At 66.2% G+C, this 18034-nt stretch carries 16 protein-coding genes; 7 read left to right on the plus strand and 9 right to left on the minus strand.

The genetic code is table 11. The features are described from left to right. Nucleotides 1–62 precede the first annotated feature (62 nt). From CG50_RS05575 to CG50_RS05600, 6 genes are all read right to left on the minus strand, one after another. Entirely contained in the window at nt 63–1358 is a 1296-nt protein-coding gene (locus CG50_RS05575; protein ID WP_036636118.1) for a pyruvate dehydrogenase complex dihydrolipoamide acetyltransferase, read from the minus strand. Between the two features lie 12 nt (nt 1359–1370). Beyond that, entirely contained in the window at nt 1371–2732 is a 1362-nt protein-coding gene (locus CG50_RS05580) for a pyruvate dehydrogenase complex E1 component subunit beta (RefSeq protein ID WP_036636119.1), read from the minus strand. 10 nt (nt 2733–2742) lie between these two features. Continuing rightward, the gene (pdhA, locus tag CG50_RS05585) at nt 2743–3747 is read right to left on the minus strand and encodes a pyruvate dehydrogenase (acetyl-transferring) E1 component subunit alpha (RefSeq protein ID WP_036636121.1); all 1005 of its coding nucleotides are present in this window, start codon (nt 3745–3747) and stop codon (nt 2743–2745) included. Between the two features lie 85 nt (nt 3748–3832). Next, nucleotides 3833–4129 (minus strand): FtsB family cell division protein, encoded by a 297-nt coding sequence (locus CG50_RS05590; protein WP_036636122.1) that lies wholly within the window; start codon nt 4127–4129, stop codon nt 3833–3835. A gap of 142 nt (nt 4130–4271) precedes the next feature. Beyond that, nucleotides 4272–5165, minus strand: coding sequence for a fructose bisphosphate aldolase (locus CG50_RS05595; RefSeq protein WP_036636123.1), 894 nt, complete (start codon nt 5163–5165; stop codon nt 4272–4274). Nucleotides 5166–5307: 142 nt separating this feature from the next. Then, the gene (locus tag CG50_RS05600; RefSeq protein ID WP_036636125.1) at nt 5308–6495 is read right to left on the minus strand and encodes a phosphoglycerate kinase; all 1188 of its coding nucleotides are present in this window, start codon (nt 6493–6495) and stop codon (nt 5308–5310) included. Between the two features lie 162 nt (nt 6496–6657). Between CG50_RS05600 and CG50_RS05605 the strand changes: the two genes are divergently transcribed. Both CG50_RS05605 and CG50_RS05610 read left to right on the plus strand, forming a co-directional pair. Next, nucleotides 6658–7164, plus strand: coding sequence for a peptidylprolyl isomerase (locus CG50_RS05605; RefSeq protein ID WP_036636126.1), 507 nt, complete (start codon nt 6658–6660; stop codon nt 7162–7164). Further along, on the plus strand, nt 7157–7744 hold the full coding sequence (locus CG50_RS05610) for a peptidylprolyl isomerase (RefSeq protein WP_036636128.1): 588 nt from the start codon (nt 7157–7159) through the stop codon (nt 7742–7744). Before CG50_RS05605 ends, CG50_RS05610 begins: the two co-directional genes overlap by 8 nt. 143 nt (nt 7745–7887) lie before the next feature. Here CG50_RS05610 and CG50_RS05615 read toward each other — a convergent pair whose 3' ends face one another. Continuing rightward, on the minus strand, nt 7888–8448 hold the full coding sequence (locus tag CG50_RS05615; RefSeq protein WP_036636130.1) for a YcbK family protein: 561 nt from the start codon (nt 8446–8448) through the stop codon (nt 7888–7890). A 352-nt stretch (nt 8449–8800) separates the two neighbouring features. Here CG50_RS05615 and CG50_RS05620 point away from each other — a divergent pair, with 352 nt between their 5' ends. The 4 genes from CG50_RS05620 to CG50_RS05635 are packed head-to-tail and all read left to right on the plus strand — an operon-like array spanning nt 8801 to nt 13119. Continuing rightward, nucleotides 8801–10462, plus strand: coding sequence for a L,D-transpeptidase family protein (locus tag CG50_RS05620; RefSeq protein WP_036636131.1), 1662 nt, complete (start codon nt 8801–8803; stop codon nt 10460–10462). A gap of 45 nt (nt 10463–10507) precedes the next feature. Then, entirely contained in the window at nt 10508–11608 is a 1101-nt protein-coding gene (locus CG50_RS05625; protein ID WP_036636133.1) for a UDP-3-O-(3-hydroxymyristoyl)glucosamine N-acyltransferase, read from the plus strand. Nucleotides 11609–11615: 7 nt separating this feature from the next. Beyond that, nucleotides 11616–11894 (plus strand): acyl carrier protein, encoded by a 279-nt coding sequence (locus CG50_RS05630; protein WP_036636135.1) that lies wholly within the window; start codon nt 11616–11618, stop codon nt 11892–11894. A gap of 1 nt (nt 11895) precedes the next feature. Continuing rightward, complete coding sequence (locus tag CG50_RS05635; protein ID WP_036636137.1) at nt 11896–13119, plus strand: beta-ketoacyl-[acyl-carrier-protein] synthase family protein; 1224 nt, start codon at nt 11896–11898, stop codon at nt 13117–13119. Nucleotides 13120–13198: 79 nt separating this feature from the next. Here the strand turns inward: CG50_RS05635 and CG50_RS05640 are convergent, their stop codons facing one another. Beyond that, nucleotides 13199–13927, minus strand: a complete 729-nt coding sequence (locus tag CG50_RS05640; protein ID WP_245615609.1) for an invasion associated locus B family protein — start codon at nt 13925–13927, stop codon at nt 13199–13201. Nucleotides 13928–14437: 510 nt separating this feature from the next. Between CG50_RS05640 and CG50_RS05645 the strand changes: the two genes are divergently transcribed. Then, complete coding sequence (locus CG50_RS05645; protein WP_036636139.1) at nt 14438–16009, plus strand: helicase HerA-like domain-containing protein; 1572 nt, start codon at nt 14438–14440, stop codon at nt 16007–16009. 189 nt (nt 16010–16198) lie between these two features. Here the strand turns inward: CG50_RS05645 and typA are convergent, their stop codons facing one another. Next, nucleotides 16199–18022: a translational GTPase TypA gene (gene typA / locus CG50_RS05650; RefSeq protein ID WP_036636141.1), complete on the minus strand. Its 1824-nt coding sequence runs from the start codon at nt 18020–18022 to the stop codon at nt 16199–16201. Nucleotides 18023–18034: the final 12 nt, after the last annotated feature.

Here is an 18034-nt window from a genome sequence, read left to right on the forward strand (position 1 = left end):
TTCTGGAATGCGAAAGGGCCGGAGCTGACGCTCCGGCCCTTTCTTCATGTTTGCGGTCTGGATCAGGCGAGCATCGCGAGCGGGTTCTCGAGGTTCTCGACGATGGCCGCGAGCAGACGGGCGCCGAGCGCGCCGTCGATCACCCGGTGATCGACCGAGAGCGTCACCGACATCATCGTCGCGACGGTGATCTGATCGTCCTCACCCACCACCGGCTTCTTGATGCCGGCGCCGACCGCGAGGATCGCGCCATGCGGCGGGTTGATGACCGCGTCGAAGTTCTCGATGCCGAACATGCCGAGGTTCGAGATCGCGAAGCTGCCGCCCTGGTATTCCTGGGGTGCCAGCTTGCGGTCGCGGGCGCGCCTGGCGAGGTCCTTCATCTCGGTCGAGAGCTTCGAGAGCGACTTCGCTTCGGAGTCCCTGAGGACCGGGGTGAACAGCCCGCCGTCGATGGCCACCGCCACGGCGACGTCCGAGGCCTTCATCTTCAGGATGCGGTCGCCCGCCCAGACGGCATTCGCGTCCGGCACCTGCTGCAGCGCGAGCGCGCAGGCCTTGATGATGAAGTCATTGACCGAGAGCTTCACGTCCCGCGCGGCGAGCTTCTTGTTCAGCTCGGTGCGGAAGGCGAGGAGCGCATCGAGGTTGATCTCACGGCGCAGGTAGAAGTGCGGGATCGTCTGCTTGGCCTCGGTGAGGCGCGCGGCGATGACCTTGCGCATCCCGTCGAGCGGCATTTCCGTGTACTCGCGGCCCTCGTAGAGCTTGGCGACGGCCGAGGCGCTGACCGCAGGCGCTGCCGGGGCAACGGCTGCCGGAGCCGGAGCGGCGCTGGCCACCGGGGCGGCAGCCTTCGGAGCCGCCGTCGCGGTTTCCACGTCTGCCTTGACGATACGCCCGCGCGGGCCGGAGCCCTTCACGGCGCTGAGATCGAGGCCCTTCTCGGCCGCGATGCGACGCGCGAGCGGCGAGGCGAACACCCGCGCACCGGCCAAGACCGGCGCTGCCGGGGCAGGGGGCGCCGCCGGAGCCGCGACGGGAGCCGCCGCGACCGGGGCCGGAGCCGCAACAGCCTGCGCCGCCTTCGGGGCGGAGATCGCCGAAGCGTCCTCGCCCTCTTCCAGCAGAACCGCGATCGGCGTGTTGACCTTGATGCCCGCGGTGCCCTCGGGGATCAGGATCTTGCCGAGCGTGCCCTCGTCCACCGCCTCGAACTCCATCGTCGCCTTGTCGGTCTCGATCTCGGCGAGGATGTCGCCCGAACGGACCTCATCCCCTTCTTTCTTCAGCCATTTCGAGATCGTGCCTTCCTCCATCGTCGGAGACAGCGCAGGCATCAGGATTTCGGTTGCCATCTGACGATCTCCTTACCGATAGGTGACTTTTTTCGCCGCCTCGACCACCTCGTCGGCGGTGATGAGGGCGAATTTCTCGAGGTTGGCGGCATAGGGCATCGGAACGTCCTTGCCGGTGCAGCACAGCACGGGCGCGTCGAGGTAGTCGAAGCCGCGCTCCATCAGCACCGCCGCGATGTGATGCGACATCGAGCCGACCGGGAATGCCTCCTCGACGATCACGCAGCGGTTGGTCTTCATCACCGAAGCCAGAACCGTGTCGTAATCGAGCGGACGCAGCGTGCGCAGGTCGATCACCTCGGCCGAGATGCCCTCGGCGGCGAGCTTGTCGGCCGCTTCGAGCGTGTGCACCATGCCGATGCCCCAGCTGACCAGGGTCACGTCAGCGCCTTCGCGCCAGATCCGGGCCTTGCCGAAGGGGATGGTGAAATCGGCGATGTCGGGAACCTCGAAGGACTTGCCGTAGAGGATCTCGTTCTCGAGGAACACGACCGGGTTCGGATCGCGGATCGCGGTCTTGAGCAGGCCTTTAGCATCCGCCGCCGAATAGGGCATGACCACCTTCAGACCGGGGATCGAGCTGTACCAGGCGGCATAGTCCTGCGAGTGCTGCGCGCCGACGCGGGCCGCCGCGCCGTTCGGGCCGCGGAACACCATCGGGGCTTCCATCTGCCCGCCCGACATGTAGCGCGTTTTCGCCGCCGAGTTGATGATGTGGTCGATCGCCTGCATGGCGAAGTTGAAGGTCATGAACTCGACGATCGGGCGCAGGCCGGCGAAGGCGGCGCCGGTCGCGATGCCGGTGAAGCCGTATTCGGTGATCGGGGTGTCGATCACCCGCTTCGCGCCGAACTCGTCCAGAAGTCCCTGGCTGATCTTGTAGGCGCCCTGATATTCGGCGACTTCCTCGCCCATCAGGAACACGCGCTCGTCGGCGCGCATTTCCTCGGCCATCGCCTCGCGCAGCGCCTCGCGCACGGTCATCGTCTTCATCGGCGTGCCTTCGGCCCAGTCGGGCGAGGCGTTGGAGACGACTTCCTCCGCCGGAGCGGCAGTGGCCGCGACCGGGGCAGGGGCGGCGACGACGGGGGCTGCGGCGGCAGCCGGGGCCTTCACGTCATCGACGCTCTCGCCGTCCTCCACGAGGATCGCGATGGGGGTGTTGACCTTGATGCCGGCGGTGCCTTCGGCGACCAGCAGCTTGCCGACCTTGCCCTCGTCGACCGCCTCGAATTCCATCGTGGCCTTGTCGGTCTCGATCTCGGCGAGGATCTGGCCCGACTTCACGTCATCGCCTTCCTTCACCAGCCATTTCGACAGCGTGCCCTCTTCCATCGTCGGCGACAGGGCGGGCATCAGAATTTCGGTAGCCATTGGTCTTGCCTCACGCGTAGATGTCGGTCCAGAGCTCGGAGAGCGCCGGCTCGGGGCTGGTGGTGGCGAATTCGGCCGCCTCGTTCACGATCGCCTTGATCTCCTTGTCGATCGTCTTCAGGTCGTCGTCGCTGGCGTGACCGCCGTCGAGGAGCAGCGCGCGCACATGCTCGATCGCGTCGTGATGCTCGCGCATGTTCTGCACCTCTTCGCGGGTGCGGTATTTCGCCGGGTCCGACATCGAGTGGCCGCGATAGCGATAGGTCATCATTTCAAGGATATACGGGCCGTTGCCGGCGCGGCAATGTGCCACCGCCTTCTCGCCCGCGGCCTTCACCGCCAGCACGTCCATGCCGTCGACCTGCTCGCCCGGGATGCCGAAGGCGATGCCGCGGCCGTAAAGCGAGGGCGACTTCGTCGCGCGCTTCACCGAGGTGCCCATGGCATACTGGTTGTTCTCGATCACGAAGATCACCGGCAGGTTCCACAGCTCGGCCATGTTGTAGGTCTCGTAGACCTGGCCCTGGTTCGCCGCGCCGTCGCCGAAATAGGTGAAGGTGACGTTGTCGGTGCCGAGATACTTGTCCGAGAACGCCAGACCCGCCCCGATCGGCACCTGCGCGCCGACGATGCCGTGGCCGCCGTAGAAATGCTTCTCTTTCGAGAACATGTGCATCGAGCCACCCTTGCCTTTGGAGTAGCCCGTCTCGCGCCCGGTCAGCTCGGCCATGACGCCCTTGGGGTCCATGCCGCAGGCCAGCATATGGCCGTGGTCGCGATACGAGGTGACGCGCTTGTCGCCGGGCTTCGCGGTCGCTTCGAGGCCGCACACAACGGCTTCCTGGCCGATGTAGAGGTGGCAGAAGCCGCCGATCTGGCCCATGCCGTAAAGCTGGCCGGCCTTTTCCTCGAACCGGCGGATCAGCATCATTTCGCGGTAGAATTTGAGAAGTTCGTCCTTCGAGACATTTGCGCCCTCGGGCGCCTTGGTCTCGGGGGTCTTGCGAGTCGCCATCGGGCTTCCTCCCCTGCGTGAAGATAGTTCAACGTTAAACCATCTATTACATCATGGGGCGCAGCGATGCAATCGCCGAGGCGGATCAGCGGATGACGATCTCGTCCGGACGTGCGGTGCCCAGCACTTCGCGGGCGCGCTCGTCGAGCAGATCGAGGTCCAGATCGTCGTCCGACAGCCGGCGGGTCAGGTTGGTCAGCCGGTCGGTCTCGGCCTTCAACGCGTCACGCTCGCCGCTGAGCTGGGCGATCTCAGAATCGATCTGCACCCGGCGGAAGATACCGTAAGAGCCCTGCACCGCCGCGAAGGTGAAGTAGAGCCCGGCGCAAAAACACACCAGAAAATAGATGGCCGGTCCGACCGACCGCACTTTGGTCTTCATCGCTCTGCCTCGACGTTCCGCCTCTGCCGGGCGTTTGGGATGAGTGTGCCACAGCCCGGCCGGCTTGGGAATGCCCCGGCGAGGGGGCGGATACGAAAAGGGGGCCCGAAGGCCCCCTTGCCGCAGTTTCGGGCGAACCGGATCAGCCGGCGACCGAAGCGGCGTGGATCGAGTCGATCGCAGCCCCCAGCATCGCATCGAATTCCGCGTCGCTCTGCTTGGCCGAGAGCCCCTCGGTCAGCGCGCGCGAGAACGAGGCGATCATGCCGGTGTTCTTCGCCAGCATCGCGTTCGCCTCGTCGCGCGGATAGCCGCCCGACAGCGCCACGACCTTCAGAACCTTCGGATGGTCGACGAGCGGCTTGTAGAAGTTCGGCACCGTCGGCAGCGACAGCTTCAGCATGACCTGCTCGCCAGCCGGGATGGTGTCGAGAAGCGCCAGGATCTCATCGCGCAGGATCGCCTCGGCCTCGGCCTTGTCGGCGATGGTGATGGTGACTTCCGGCTCGATGATCGGCACGAGGCCATGCGACAGCACAGTCTTGCCCAGCTCGAACTGCTGCGCGACGACGGCCTTGATTGCAGCCGGATTGGCGGCCGAGATCACCGAACGCTCCTTGGTGCCGAAGATGCCGGCCTTGGCGGCGCGGTCGAGAAGCGCATCGAGGCCCGGGATCGGCTTCATCATCTGCACGCCGTTCTCTTCGGCGGCGAGGCCCTTGTCGATCTTCAGGAACGGCACGACGCCGACCTTTTCCCACAGATAGGTGGCGGTCGGCAGGCCGTCGATGCTGCGGTCCATGGTCTGCTCGAACAGGATCGCGCCGACAATCTTGCCCTTGCCGAACGACGGCGCCTTGATGATCCGCGAGCGCATCGCGTGGATCATGTCGAACATCTCGGTCTCGTTCGAATACTCGCTTTCCGAGACGCCATAAAGTTTCAGCGCCTTCGGCGTCGAGCCGCCGGACTGGTCCAGCGCGGCGATGAAGCCGTCGCCCTTGCGGATTTTCTCGACCTGCTGCGGATTGGGCATGGTGCTCCTCCGGGAAATGAATGGGCGCGCGGGGTTGCGGCCGTCGGGGTTTCGGATAACGCGCGCCGTGCCTGCGTGCAATCGTGAGAACGCTAACGGCCGCGGGACAAGCGAAAGGCGGCCCGAAGGCCGCCTTGTTGCATTACATCAGCGCCTTGACGCCGGGCAGTTCCTTGCCTTCCATCCATTCGAGGAAGGCGCCGCCCGCGGTCGAGATATAGCTGAAATCGCCGGCCACGCCCGCCTTGTTCAGCGCGGCCACCGTGTCGCCGCCACCGGCGACCGAGATGAGCTTGCCCGCGCGGGTCAGCTCTGCCGCCTTTTCGGCGCAGGCGACGGTCGCGGCGTCGAACGGCACCATCTCGAAGGCGCCGAGCGGGCCGTTCCAGATCAGCGTGCGGCAGGCCTCGAAGACGGCGCAGATCTCCTCGACGCTCTTCGGGCCCGCGTCCAGAATCATCGCGTCCGACGGGCAGGCGTCATTCGCCACGACCTCGCAATCGGCGCCTGCGCGGAATTCGCGCGCGACGACCACATCCTTGGGCAGGTGGATGGTGCAGCCCCCCGCCACGGCCTTTTCCATGATCTCCTTCGCGGTCGCGGCCATGTCGCGTTCGGCCAGCGACTGGCCCACGTCGATGTCATCGGCCACGAGGAAGGTGTTCGCCATACCGCCGCCGATCACCAGATGGTCAACCTTCGCTACCAGGTTCACCAGCAGATCGAGCTTCGTCGACACCTTGGCGCCGCCGACTACCGCCACCACCGGATGCGCCGGGTTGCCGAGCGCCGATTCGAGGGCCTTCAGCTCGGCCTCCATCAGCCGGCCGGCGGCCGAGGGCAGGATATGGGCGATTCCCTCGGTCGAGGCATGGGCCCGGTGCGCGGCGGAAAACGCGTCGTTCACGTAGACCTGTCCGAGCGCCGCCATCGAGGCCGCAAGCTCGGGGTCGTTCTTTTCCTCGCCCTCGTGGAAGCGGGTGTTTTCCAGAAGCAGCACCTGACCGGGCTCGAGGGCCGCGACCGCGCGTTTCGCCGGGCCGCCGATGCAATCCTCGGCGAACAGCACCGGCACGCCGAGCGCCTTTTCAAGCACCGGAACCAGCGGCTTCAGGCTCATCGAGGGGACGACCTGCCCCTTCGGGCGGCCGAAATGCGCCAGCAGAACGGGCTTGCCGCCCTTGGCGATGATGTCGGTGACGGTCGGCACGATCTTCTCGATCCGGGTCGCGTCGGTCACGACACCGTTTTCCACCGGCACGTTGATATCGACGCGGACGAGGACGACCTTGTCCTTCAGGTCGATGTCGTCGAGCGTTTTCCAGGCCATTCGTTCCTCCCGGGCTTGGGCTTGCGCGGCCCTTCGCAGAACACGCGCAGTTCACGCAAACTTGCCCCGCCGCGCGCGCATCGTCAACGCCGGGCGCGCCGGTTTCGTCTTTCCTCTGTCGCGGGCGTTGCCTAAAGTCCGCGCATCATCGAGGAGACCGATATGGCCGAGATCAAAGACCCGGAAAACACCATCATCATCGAGCTGAAGGACGGCCCCGTCGTCATCGAGCTGCTGAAGGACGTCGCGCCGCAGCACGCCGAGCGGATGAAGCAGCTTGCGCGCGATGGCGCCTATGACAATGTTGCCTTCCACCGCGTCATCGACGGTTTCATGGCGCAGACCGGCGATGTCGAGAACGCCAACATGGAAAAGGGCTGGGATCCGCGCCGCGCCGGCACGGGCGGTTCGTCCTACCCCGATCTTCCGGCCGAATTCTCGAAGCTGCCGCATGACCGGGGCACGCTGGGTGCCGCGCGGTCGATGAATCCGAACTCGGCGAACTCGCAGTTCTTCATCAATTTCAAGGACAACCATTTCCTGAACGGGCAGTATACCGTTTACGGCCGGGTGATCTCGGGGATGGAATTCGTCGACAAGATCCAGCGCGGCGAGCCGCCGGCGAACCCGGACCGGATGATCTCGGTCAAGGTGGCGGCCGATGCGTAAGTGGCTTTCGGCTCTGGCGGTCTGCCTGGCCGCCGGCACGCTGACGCCCGCCGCGGCCGAGCAGATGCCCGCAGGCGACGGGCCGGGGCCGAACCTGGTTCTGCAGGTGTGGGGCTCGGTCAAGGGCAAGATCGTGATCGACCTGTTGCCGCAGGCTGCGCCGAACCATGTCGAGCGCATCGTCAAGCTGACGCAGGACCACGATTATGACAACGTGATCTTCCACCGCGTCATCGACGGGTTCATGGCGCAGACGGGCGACGTGCAGTTCGGCAAGCGGGGGGGCGATGTCACCACGGCCGGCATGGGCGGTTCGAAGTATCCCGACCTGAAGGCCGAGTTCTCCGATCTGCCGTTCGAACGCGGCACGGTGGGCATGGCGCGCTCTGCCAGCCCCGATTCGGCGAATTCGCAGTTCTTCATCATGTTCGCCCCGGCGCCGCATCTCGATGGCCAGTATACGGTGATCGGGCATGTGATCTCGGGGATGGATGTCGTCGACAAGATCAAGAAGGGCGATGGCTCGCTCAACGGGCTGGTCAAGGATCCGGATTATATCGTCAAAGCGACGATCGAGTGATTCCACCCCATATCTGACATGGAAACGGCGCCTTGCGGGGCGCCGTTTCGCTTTGAACCGCGGGCCGGGCAGGAGGGGCAAAGGGAAACGCCGCTCCGGCGGGACCGGGCGGCGTGTTTCCGTGCGGGGCTGTCGGGAGGGGCTCAGCCCTGCCAGGTGCGGATGTCGCCGCAATCCATGTGGACGAAGTTCGAGCCGTAGTAGCGCCCGACACCGCCCGCGTTGCACGACATGGCCGCCGAATAGATCTGAGTTACGGAACGCGAGCGCATCCGCAGATCCGCCGCCATCCCCTTCATGTGCAGCGAGTTCCGCGCCACCCCGTGCGAGCGCGCCCGCAGCATCGCGTTTGTCGCAGGCGAGCGATAGCCCGACAGCATCATGTAAGGTTCGTCTGTATCCATCAGCCGGTGCGAGGCGGCGGCGATGTCGATGGTGCGCGGGTCGATCTTCACGATCTGGTCCGTCCGCCAGTCGCGCATGAAGAAATTGATTTCCTTCAGCGCTTCGGGGATGTACTGCCCCTCGATCCAGTAAACGGTGTCCAGCTTTTCGCCGGTGCGGCCCGAATACATGCTGATGCGCCGGATATCGCCGGCGCCGCGCAGGAAGCTGAAGGCATTCGAGGCTGTCGGCGCAGCGGTGACGGCGGTGGCTGCGAAGGCAGCCAGAAGCCCGCGGCGGGAAACAGTGCAATTTGTCATGTCAGTTCGCCTGTCCTGAGTCGAGAGCGCCGTCTTCGATGCGGCTTGGAGGAATTCTGCCGGTAACGCGGTGAACCCGCGTCCCGATCTTGCCGAAACTATGACACAGGGATTTTCCATGCGTCAAACATTCGATGCGAAGCATGACGTGAGATGCGCGGAAATCGGCCAAGCCGCCGGTTCCGGGGGCGGGCCTGAGCGGGCCGGTATCCCGTCCGGGTCTGCAAGCGGTTTCACTTCCGCGCGAGGTCCCGGGGCAGGGCTGCTCCGGGACGCCCGTTGCGGGGTCTCGTGCTGGACAAAGGCCGGAAAACTGGCGATTTTCGCGCCACTGGATCAAAGGCGGGCAGCGATGAACGATAAATACCGCGCGGCGGGTCTGCGGGTGCTGGCGGCCGGGCTCGGGCTGACCGTGTCCGGCATGGGGCACGACATCGGGGCGGCCCTGGCGCAGACCGCGGCCCCCGCGGCGGCCCCGGTCGCGGCCGACCGGCTCGGCAGCTATGATTCGGCCCTTGCCGAGGCGATCGGCGGCGACAGCGCGTTGCGCGCCGTCTATGCCGCCCGGGGCGGGGCACCGATCTGGACCAGCGCCGCCGATGCCGGGCGTCGTGCCGCCTTCTTCGCCGCGCTCGATTCTGCCGCCGTTCAGGCGCTGCCGGGGGTGGGCTACGACGCGGCCGGCCTGCGCGCGGCCTTCGCCACCATCCGCTCGGAGCGCGAACGCGGCCTGCTCGAGGCGAAGATGTCGCGCACCTTCCTCGATTATGCGCAGGATGTGTCGAGCGGCATTCTCGATCCGGCGAAGATCGACCCGACCATCGTGCGCGATCTGCACCGCCCGGACCGGCAATCGCTGCTGGCGGGTTTCGCGCGGGCGCAGGATCCGGACGGCTACCTCCATGCGCTGGCCCCGCAGGCGCCCGAATATGCGCAGCTTCTGCGTGCGCGCTTCGATCTCGGTCAGCAGATCGCGGCGGGCGGATGGGGCGCGCCGGTGCCCGGCACTGCGACGCTGCATCCGGGCGATTCGGGGCCGGCCATCGTCGCGCTGCGTCACCGGATGCGGGCGATGGGCTATTATCCGGGCCATGACAGCGGCGCGAAATACGACGAGCCTCTGCGCCAGGCCGTCCGCGCCTTCCAGATCGACCTTGGCGAGATCCCCGACGGCATCGTCGGCAAGACCACGCTGGCCGAGATCAACACCCCGCCCGAGCAACGCCTGAAATCGGTCGTCGTCGCGATGGAGCGGCTGCGCTGGATGAACCATACCCCCCTTGGCGAGCGCTACATCTGGGTGAACATTCCCGACTTCCACGCCCGCATCTTCGACAATGGCGAGCAGGTCTTCGACACCACCACCGTCGTCGGTCAGGCCGATCCGGACCGGCGCACGCCCGAATTCTCCGACAGGATGCAGTTTCTGGTGATCAACCCGAGCTGGCACATCCCGCGTTCGATCACCGTGAAGGAATACCTGCCGAAGATGCAGCGAGACCCCTACGCGGCGGCACAGATCCAGATCGTCGACAAGCAGGGCAACGTGATGTCGCGCGATGCCATCGACTTCGGCGCCTACACCGCGGATACTTTCCCCTACCGGATGCGTCAGGACCCGTCCGAGGACAACGCCCTCGGTGCGGTGAAATTCCTGTTCCCGAACAAGTGGAACATCTACCTGCACGACACACCCTCGAAATCGCTGTTCAACCGCCCGGTGCGCGCCTTCAGCCATGGCTGCATCCGCATCGGTCAGCCCTTCGATCTGGCCTATCAGCTGCTCGCGCCGCAGACCGACGATCCGGTCGGTTTCTTCCAGTCGATCCTCGAAACCGGGCAGGAGAAGACGCTCAAGCTCGCCGATCCGATCCCGGTGCATCTGGTCTATTTCACCGCCTGGCCATCGGCGCGCGGCCGGATCCAGTATCGCGACGACATCTATGGCCGCGATGCGGCGCTTTATGACGCTCTGGCGCAAGCGGGGGTGGAACTGCTGCCGCCGACGAACTAGATCGGGGAGAGCGCGCGCACCGCGCCCTGGACCCGGGAGCAGATCATGGCACATACCGTCGAAACCATCGCGAAGGCATTGGCCGCGCGGGCAGAAGGGGATCTGAGCCTGCCGATCGACGCGGCCGCCGAGCCCGCCGCCGCCGGCCCGCGCGACCTCGCGCTCGCCATGGCGCCGAAATACGTCGAGAGCATCTCTCAGGGCCATGCGCAGGCGGCGCTGCTGCACGAGGGCGCGGACTGGAAGGCGCTCGGTCTGAAAGCCGCGATATTCGTCGAGCGTCCGCGCCTTGCGATGGCGGGCCTGTCGCGCGCTTTCGATCCGGGCCCCGACATCGCGCCGGGCATCCATCCGTCCGCCGTCATCGACCCTTCGGCCGAGATCGGCGCGAATGCCGCCATCGGGCCTTTCGTCTACATCGGCAAGGGCGCGAAGATCGGGCCGAATGCGCGGATCGCCTCGCATGTGTCGATCATGGAGGGCGCGCGGATCGGATCTGACGCGCTGATCATGAACGGCGTGCGCATCGGCGCGCGCGTCGTCATCGGCGACCGCTTCATCGCAAATCCGGGCGCCTCGGTCGGTGGCGACGGCTTTTCCTTCGTCACCCCCGAGAAATCCGGCATCGAGGAAATCCGCGAAACCCTCGGCCATCGCGAGGCGATCCGCGAACAGCACTGGACGCGCATCCATTCCCTCGGCACGGTCGAGATCGGCAACGATGTCGAACTCGGTGCCAACGCGACCATCGACCGCGGCACGGTGCGCGCGACGCGTGTGGGTTCTGGTACGAAGATCGACAATCTGGTGATGATCGGGCACAATGTGCAGGTCGGCGAGGATTGCCTGTTCTGTTCGCAGGTCGGCGTCGCGGGGTCGACCCGCATCGGCAACCGGGTGACGCTCGCCGGTCAGGTCGGCGTGAACGACAACATCTTCATCGGCGACGACGTGATCGCGGGCGGCGCTACCAAGATCTTCACCAACGCACCGGCGGGCAGCGTGCTGCTCGGTTATCCCGCGATCAAGATGGAGAACCACGTCACCGCGTGGAAAAATATCCGCCGTCTGACGAGATTGTTTGCCCAGGTGGCCGAACTTCGCGAAACTGTTGCAAAGCTGACCGAAAAGGGGGGCAAGTCGTAACCGATCCATGAGGCCAGAGGTGCAGGACCAGATCATTGAAATCATCGCGCGCGAGGCGGTTCTCGAACCCGCGCAGGTTCGTCCGGACATGACGCTCGAGGATATCGGGCTCGACAGTCTGGGGCTGGTCGAGATGATCTTCTCCATCGAGGAGACCTTCGGCATCTCGGTTCCCTTCAACGCCAACGAGCCGGGCGAGACCCGGTTCGACCTGTCCTCGGTCGGCTCCATCGTCGCCGCGGTGGAAGAGCTGATTTCCGAGCAGGGCACCCCGGCGGTAGCCTGAGATGGCCGGGTCTTCCCCCCGCCGGGTGGTCATCACCGGCGCCGGCACGGTCAATGCGCTCGGTCGCGACGTGGCCGCGACCGTGGACGCGATGGCCGAGGGGCGTTCGGCCATCGGCGCGCTCGACTTCCCCGATGTTGAACGGCTTTCGATGCGCATCGGCGCGCAGGTCAGGGGCTGGGTGCCCGGGGATCTGTTCGATGGCGCACGGCTCTCGCTTTACGACCGTTTTACCCAGTTCGCCCTTGTCGCGGGGCGCGAGGCGATGGCCCAGGCCGGCCTTGACGCCGTGCCCGGCGATCCGACCCGCTGGGGCGCGGTGATCGGCACCGCGGGCGGCGGCAACGGCACCGTCAACGACGCCTTCCGCGCGGTTTTCGCCGAGGGCAAGAACCGCGTTCACCCGTTCACCGTGCCGCGGCTGATGAACAATGCCGCCGCCTCGCATCTGTCGATCCTGTGGGGGCTGATGGGGCCGACTTTCTCGGTCGCGACGGCGTGTTCCAGCTCCAACCACGCCATCGGGCTGGCGGTGCAGATGATCCGCGCCGGCATGGCAGACGGGATGCTGGCGGGCGGGGCGGAATCGATGCTCAACTTCGGTGGCATGAAGGCCTGGGAGGGGCTGCGGGTGATGTCGCCCGATGGCTGCCGGCCGTTCAGCCTCGGCCGCAACGGCATGGTGCAGGGGGAGGGGGCGGCGGTCTTCGTGCTGGAAACGCTCGAGGCGGCACAGGCCCGTGGCGCCGAGATTTTGGCAGAGATCAAGGGGTTCGCCATGACCTCGGACGCTGGCGACATCGTCATGCCCTCGGTTGAAGGCGCTGCGCGCACGATGCGGATGGCGCTCGCCGATGCCGGGGTTTCTCCTGATGCGGTGGGCTATATCAACGCCCACGGCACCGGCACCACGGCGAACGATCGCACCGAGGCCGCGGCGATTCATGCGGTGTTCGGGGCGCGGGCCGGGCAGGTGCCTGTCTCCTCGACCAAGGCGATGCACGGTCATTGCATCGGTGCGACCGGCGCGATCGAGCTGCTCGCCTGTCTGATGGCGCTGCGTCAGGGCGTGATCGCGCCGACCGTCGGGTTCACGGCGCCCGATCCCGATTGCCCGCTCGACGTCGTGCCGAACACGGCCCGCGAGGCGCAAGTGACGACCGTCATGTCGAATGCCTTCGCCTTCGGCGGGCTGAACGCGGTTCTGGTGCTGGGCCGGGTCTGAGGCGGCGCCGGTCGAAAATGGAAGCGCCGCCCCGGAGGGGGGCGGCGCTTCTCGCTTCGTCCGGGCAGGACCCCGGGGATTACTTCTTCGGTGCAGGCGTGCCGACCGAAGGCGCAGCGGCCGGCGCGGGGTGCGCGGCGGCAACCGCGGCGGCGTTCTTGGTCGCCGCTTCGAAGGCGTTGGTGAATCCCTTGAGCGAGATGTTCACCGTCACCGGCTGGTTCGGGCGCGCCATCGGCACCACGGTCACCGCGACCGCGCTGCCCTTCTTGAACGTCGCCAGCTCTTCGGCGGTCAGCCCGACGCGGGCGACGCAGCCCACCGGCGCGCAGAAGGTGAACGGATACATCTTCGGGTCGTTGTTATCGACCTTGAGCACCACGTTCTGCGTCAGCAGCGTCTCGAGCGGCGCCATCACCGTCGCACCGGCCACGGCCTTGCCGCCCGGCGGCAGCGCGATCATCGTGATATCGGCGACGGGATTGCCCTTCTCGTCCTTCAGCAGCTGATACATCTGGCACGGATCGGTGTCGGATTTTTCGCCGGCTTTGGTGCGGATGCACTGCATCTGCCAGTCGCCATAGCTCTGGCTCATGTAGCTGGTTCCGGCGGCGTCCGGTGCGGGGGCCTGCGGAGCAGCGGCAAGCGGGGCCGCCGGGGCCGGGGTGTCGGTGGCTGCTGCGGCCGGGGCCTCGGCGGCCGGGGCCGGCGTAGCGGTCGCGGGGGCCGTCGCATCCTGAGCAAAGGCGGAGGTCGCCGAAACGCCGAGGGTCAGTGCCGCGGCGAGGGCTTTCGTAAACTCGTTCATCATGCCTTCCGATCGTGATCGTGGATCAGTCGTGGCTTTACCATGCCGGGGGCGTGCTGTCAGCGCCAAAGGCTGCCCGAAGCGGTCCGGGACCCGACGTCGGAGGCCACGGTTGCGTGATCCGGGAGGCGCGAGATCTGTCTGAGGTCCGAAAAGCGGAAAAGGGCTCCCTCGCGGGAACCCTTTCCGTCTACCCCCTGCCGGACTGGCCGACTTTGTAATTAATGTGACGGTAATTCGGGGTTTGCCGGGGTGTCAACGGGGATTCCGCCTTCCGGCGTGCGGGCGCGCGGCATCTGAAAAAGGCCGCACCTTTTTTAGGCGCGGCCACAGTTCGACAGGGAGGAAGCACACCGCCGGGGCAGAGATCCCGACGGACAGGACCACATTGCCAGTCCGCGGTTAACAAAGCGTTGTGGTGGCGCCCTTGCGGTTCCGTCTCGGGTCTTTGTATCGTGCCATGGCGCGCGCGGGCGCCAGAGCCGCGGATAAACAGGATCGGGCAACACGATGACAGGGGCTTTGAGCGAAACCGGGATCTTCGTGGGCGGTGGCGGCGAGGGCTATGCGACCGCGCAGGAGCTGCTTCTCAAATACGGCAACCGCCACGGGCTGATCGCGGGTGCCACCGGCACCGGCAAGACCGTGACCTTGCAGGTGCTGGCCGAGGGGTTCTCTGCTGCGGGCGTGCCGGTGTTCATGGCCGACGTGAAGGGCGATCTCGCCGGCATGGCGATGGCCGGCAGCGCCACGGCGAAGACCCAGGCGGCGTTCGAGGCCCGCTCCGCCACCATCGGCTACGACCTGTCCTACCGGGGATTCCCGGTCACCTTCTGGGACGTGTTCGGCACGCAGGGGCATCCGGTGCGCGCGACGGTCTCCGAGATGGGGCCGCTGCTGCTCGCCCGGCTTCTGGGGCTGAGCGAGGCGCAGGAGGGCGTGCTGAACGTCGCCTTCAGCCTCGCCGACAGCGAGGGGCTGGCGCTTCTCGATCTGGCGGATCTGCGCGCCATGCTCGCCCATGTCGGCGAGCGCGCCTCGGAGCTGTCGCTGCGCTACGGCAATATCGCGCCGCAATCGGTGGGCTCGATCCAGCGCCAGCTGCTGGTGCTGGAAAATCAGGGCGCGGCGCAGTTCTTCGGCGAACCGGCGCTGGAACTCGCCGACATGATGGCGCCGACACCCGATGGCCGGGGGCGGATCAACATCCTTGCCGCGGACAAGCTGATGGCCTCGCCCAGGCTTTACGCGACGCTTCTGCTGTGGCTGATGTCCGAGCTGTTCGAGGAACTGCCCGAGGTCGGCGATCCGGACCGGCCTCGGCTGGTGTTCTTCTTCGACGAGGCCCATCTGCTGTTCGACGACGCCCCGAAGGCCCTGGTCGACAAGGTCGAGCAGGTGGCGCGGCTGATCCGCTCGAAGGGCGTCGGGATCTATTTCGTGACGCAGAACCCGGGCGACGTGCCCGATGACATTCTCGGCCAGCTCGGCAACCGGGTGCAACACGCTCTGCGTGCCTTCACCGCGAAGGATCAGAAGGATCTGAAACGTGCCGCCGAGAATTACCGCCCGAACCCGCGCTTCGACACTGAAACCGCGATCAAGGAGGTCGGCACCGGCGAGGCGGTGACCTCGTTCCTCGAGGCGAAGGGCGTGCCGGGCATGGTCGAGCGCACGCTGGTCCGTCCGCCGCAATCGCGTCTCGGGCCTCTGACGACCGAGGAACGCCGTGCTGTCATTGCGGCCTCGCCCTATGGCGCGAAATACGACACGGCTGTCGATCGCGAGTCGGCTTATGAGATCCTGACGCGCAAGGCTGGCGCTTCAGCCGGGGCTCAGGGGGCAGAAGCACAGGAGCCTGAGGACGCCCCCCCGGCCGAGAGTTTCAACAAGGCCCGCCGCATCGGCAGCTCGCGTCCGACCTCGGTCCCGAGTGCCGGAAGCCGTTCGGTCAGCACGCGGCGCGGCACGTCCGACACGATCCTCGAAACCTTCGGAAAGAGCATCGCGCGCCAGGTCGGCAGCCAGGCGGGAAGCGCCATCGTTCGTGGTATTCTGGGGTCGCTGTACCGCTCGCGCTGAGAGCGCATCCCTGCGGGGAACGGGGAGGGGGCTCTGCCCCCGTCTCCTTCGGAGACTCCCCCGGGATATTTGGGGAAAGCCGAAAGGGGCTTTCGATTCGCCCCAAATATCCCGGGGGTGAATTTGCCTGAAAGGCAAAGAGGGGGCAGAGCCCCCTCTCTTTTTTGTCAATCGGATGCGGTCCGCCGGTCAGTCCTGCGAGGCACGCATCGCGCGCTTGCGATCGTTCGGATCGAGGTAGCGCTTGCGCAGGCGGATCGCCTTCGGGGTCACCTCGACCAGCTCGTCGTCGTTGATATAGGCGATCGACTCTTCGAGGCTCATCCGCGTGGGCGGCGTCAGGCGCACCGCTTCATCCGAGCCCGAGGCGCGCATGTTGGTCAGCTTCTTGCCGCGGATCGGGTTCACGTCGAGGTCGTTCTCGCGCGAATGCTCGCCGATGATCATGCCGACGTAGCACATTTCCTGCGGGCCGATGAACAGCTTGCCGCGATCTTCCAGACCCCAGAGGCCGAAAGCGACGGCCGCGCCGTTCTCGGTCGAGATCAGCACGCCCTGACGGCGGCCGGTGATCGCGCCCTTGTACGGAGCCCAGCTGTGGAAGATGCGGTTCAGCACGCCGTTGCCGCGCGTGTCGGTCATGAACTCGCCCTGGTAGCCGATCAGCCCGCGCGAGGGAACCAGCGCGCGGATCCGGGTCTTGCCGTGACCGGCTGGACCCATCTCGACCAGCTCACCCTTGCGGTTGCCGGTCAGCTTCTCGATCACCACGCCCGAGTATTCGTCATCGACGTCGACGATCACTTCCTCGATCGGTTCCAGCTTCTCGCCGTTCTCCTCGTGGAAGATCACGCGCGGACGCGAGATCGACAGCTCGAACCCTTCGCGGCGCATGTTTTCGATCAGAACGCCCATCTGGAGTTCGCCACGGCCCGAGACGATGAACGCCTCGCCGCCGGGGGTATCCTCGACCTTGATCGCGACGTTGGTCTCGGCTTCGCGCATCAGACGGTCACGGATCACACGCGACTGCACCTTGGTGCCGTCCTTGCCGGCGAGCGGGCTGTCATTGATGCCGAAGGTGACCGAGATCGTCGGCGGGTCGATCGGCTGGGCCGGGATCGCGGTGTCGACTTCGAGCGCGCACAGCGTGTCGGCCACGGTCGCCTTGGTCATGCCGGCGATCGAAACGATATCGCCAGAATCCGCCTCGTCGATCGGCTGCTGGCCGAGGCCGCGGAATGCCATGATCTTGGTGCAGCGGAACTGCTCGATGCGCTCGCCGTCGCGCGACAGCGCCTTGAGCGTATCGCCGACCTTGAGACTGCCGGCCTCGACGCGGCCGGTCAGGATGCGGCCGAGGAACGGGTCCGAACCGAGCGTCGTCGCCAGCATCTGGAACGGCTCGTTGCGGCGCTGGATCTGCTTCGGTTCCTTGACGTGCTTCACGATCAGGTCGAACAGCGCCGACAGATCCTTGCGCGGACCGTCGAGCTCGTTGTCGGCCCAACCGCCGATGCCCGAGGCATAGACATAGGGGAAATCGAGCTGTTCATCCGTCGCGCCGAGGTTGGCGAACAGGTCGAACACCTCGTTCAGCGCCTTTTCCGGATCCGCGGCGGGCTTGTCGACCTTGTTGAGCACCACGATCGGCTTCAGCCCGAGCGCGAGCGCCTTCGAGGTCACGAATTTCGTCTGCGGCATCGGGCCTTCGGCCGCGTCGACCAGCAGGCAAACGCCGTCGACCATCGACAGGATGCGCTCCACCTCGCCGCCGAAGTCGGCGTGTCCGGGGGTGTCGACGATGTTGATGCGGGTGCCCTTCCACTCGACGGAGGTGCACTTCGCGAGAATCGTGATGCCACGCTCGCGTTCGATGTCGTTGCTGTCCATCGCGCGTTCGGCCACGGCCTGGTTCTCGCGGAAGGCGCCCGACTGTTGCAGAAGTTTGTCGACCAGCGTCGTCTTGCCGTGGTCAACGTGTGCGATGATCGCAATATTGCGAATGTCCATGTGTCAGCCTGC

Origin of the sequence: Paenirhodobacter enshiensis (assembly GCF_000740785.1) — a bacterium.
GTDB lineage: Bacteria > Pseudomonadota > Alphaproteobacteria > Rhodobacterales > Rhodobacteraceae > Rhodobacter > Rhodobacter enshiensis.

What these genes read in the sequence shown, in the direction of transcription:
- CG50_RS05575 (WP_036636118.1), bottom strand. Translation starts at nt 1,358, where the DNA reads ATGGCAACCGAAATCCTGATGCCTGCGCTGTCTCCGACGATGGAGGAA.
- CG50_RS05580 (WP_036636119.1), bottom strand. Translation starts at nt 2,732, where the DNA reads ATGGCTACCGAAATTCTGATGCCCGCCCTGTCGCCGACGATGGAAGAG.
- pdhA (WP_036636121.1), bottom strand. Translation starts at nt 3,747, where the DNA reads ATGGCGACTCGCAAGACCCCCGAGACCAAGGCGCCCGAGGGCGCAAAT.
- CG50_RS05590 (WP_036636122.1), bottom strand. Translation starts at nt 4,129, where the DNA reads ATGAAGACCAAAGTGCGGTCGGTCGGACCGGCCATCTATTTTCTGGTG.
- CG50_RS05595 (WP_036636123.1), bottom strand. Translation starts at nt 5,165, where the DNA reads ATGCCCAATCCGCAGCAGGTCGAGAAAATCCGCAAGGGCGACGGCTTC.
- CG50_RS05600 (WP_036636125.1), bottom strand. Translation starts at nt 6,495, where the DNA reads ATGGCCTGGAAAACGCTCGACGACATCGACCTGAAGGACAAGGTCGTC.
- CG50_RS05605 (WP_036636126.1), top strand. Translation starts at nt 6,658, where the DNA reads ATGGCCGAGATCAAAGACCCGGAAAACACCATCATCATCGAGCTGAAG.
- CG50_RS05610 (WP_036636128.1), top strand. Translation starts at nt 7,157, where the DNA reads ATGCGTAAGTGGCTTTCGGCTCTGGCGGTCTGCCTGGCCGCCGGCACG.
- CG50_RS05615 (WP_036636130.1), bottom strand. Translation starts at nt 8,448, where the DNA reads ATGACAAATTGCACTGTTTCCCGCCGCGGGCTTCTGGCTGCCTTCGCA.
- CG50_RS05620 (WP_036636131.1), top strand. Translation starts at nt 8,801, where the DNA reads ATGAACGATAAATACCGCGCGGCGGGTCTGCGGGTGCTGGCGGCCGGG.
- CG50_RS05625 (WP_036636133.1), top strand. Translation starts at nt 10,508, where the DNA reads ATGGCACATACCGTCGAAACCATCGCGAAGGCATTGGCCGCGCGGGCA.
- CG50_RS05630 (WP_036636135.1), top strand. Translation starts at nt 11,616, where the DNA reads ATGAGGCCAGAGGTGCAGGACCAGATCATTGAAATCATCGCGCGCGAG.
- CG50_RS05635 (WP_036636137.1), top strand. Translation starts at nt 11,896, where the DNA reads ATGGCCGGGTCTTCCCCCCGCCGGGTGGTCATCACCGGCGCCGGCACG.
- CG50_RS05640 (WP_245615609.1), bottom strand. Translation starts at nt 13,927, where the DNA reads ATGAACGAGTTTACGAAAGCCCTCGCCGCGGCACTGACCCTCGGCGTT.
- CG50_RS05645 (WP_036636139.1), top strand. Translation starts at nt 14,438, where the DNA reads ATGACAGGGGCTTTGAGCGAAACCGGGATCTTCGTGGGCGGTGGCGGC.
- typA (WP_036636141.1), bottom strand. Translation starts at nt 18,022, where the DNA reads ATGGACATTCGCAATATTGCGATCATCGCACACGTTGACCACGGCAAG.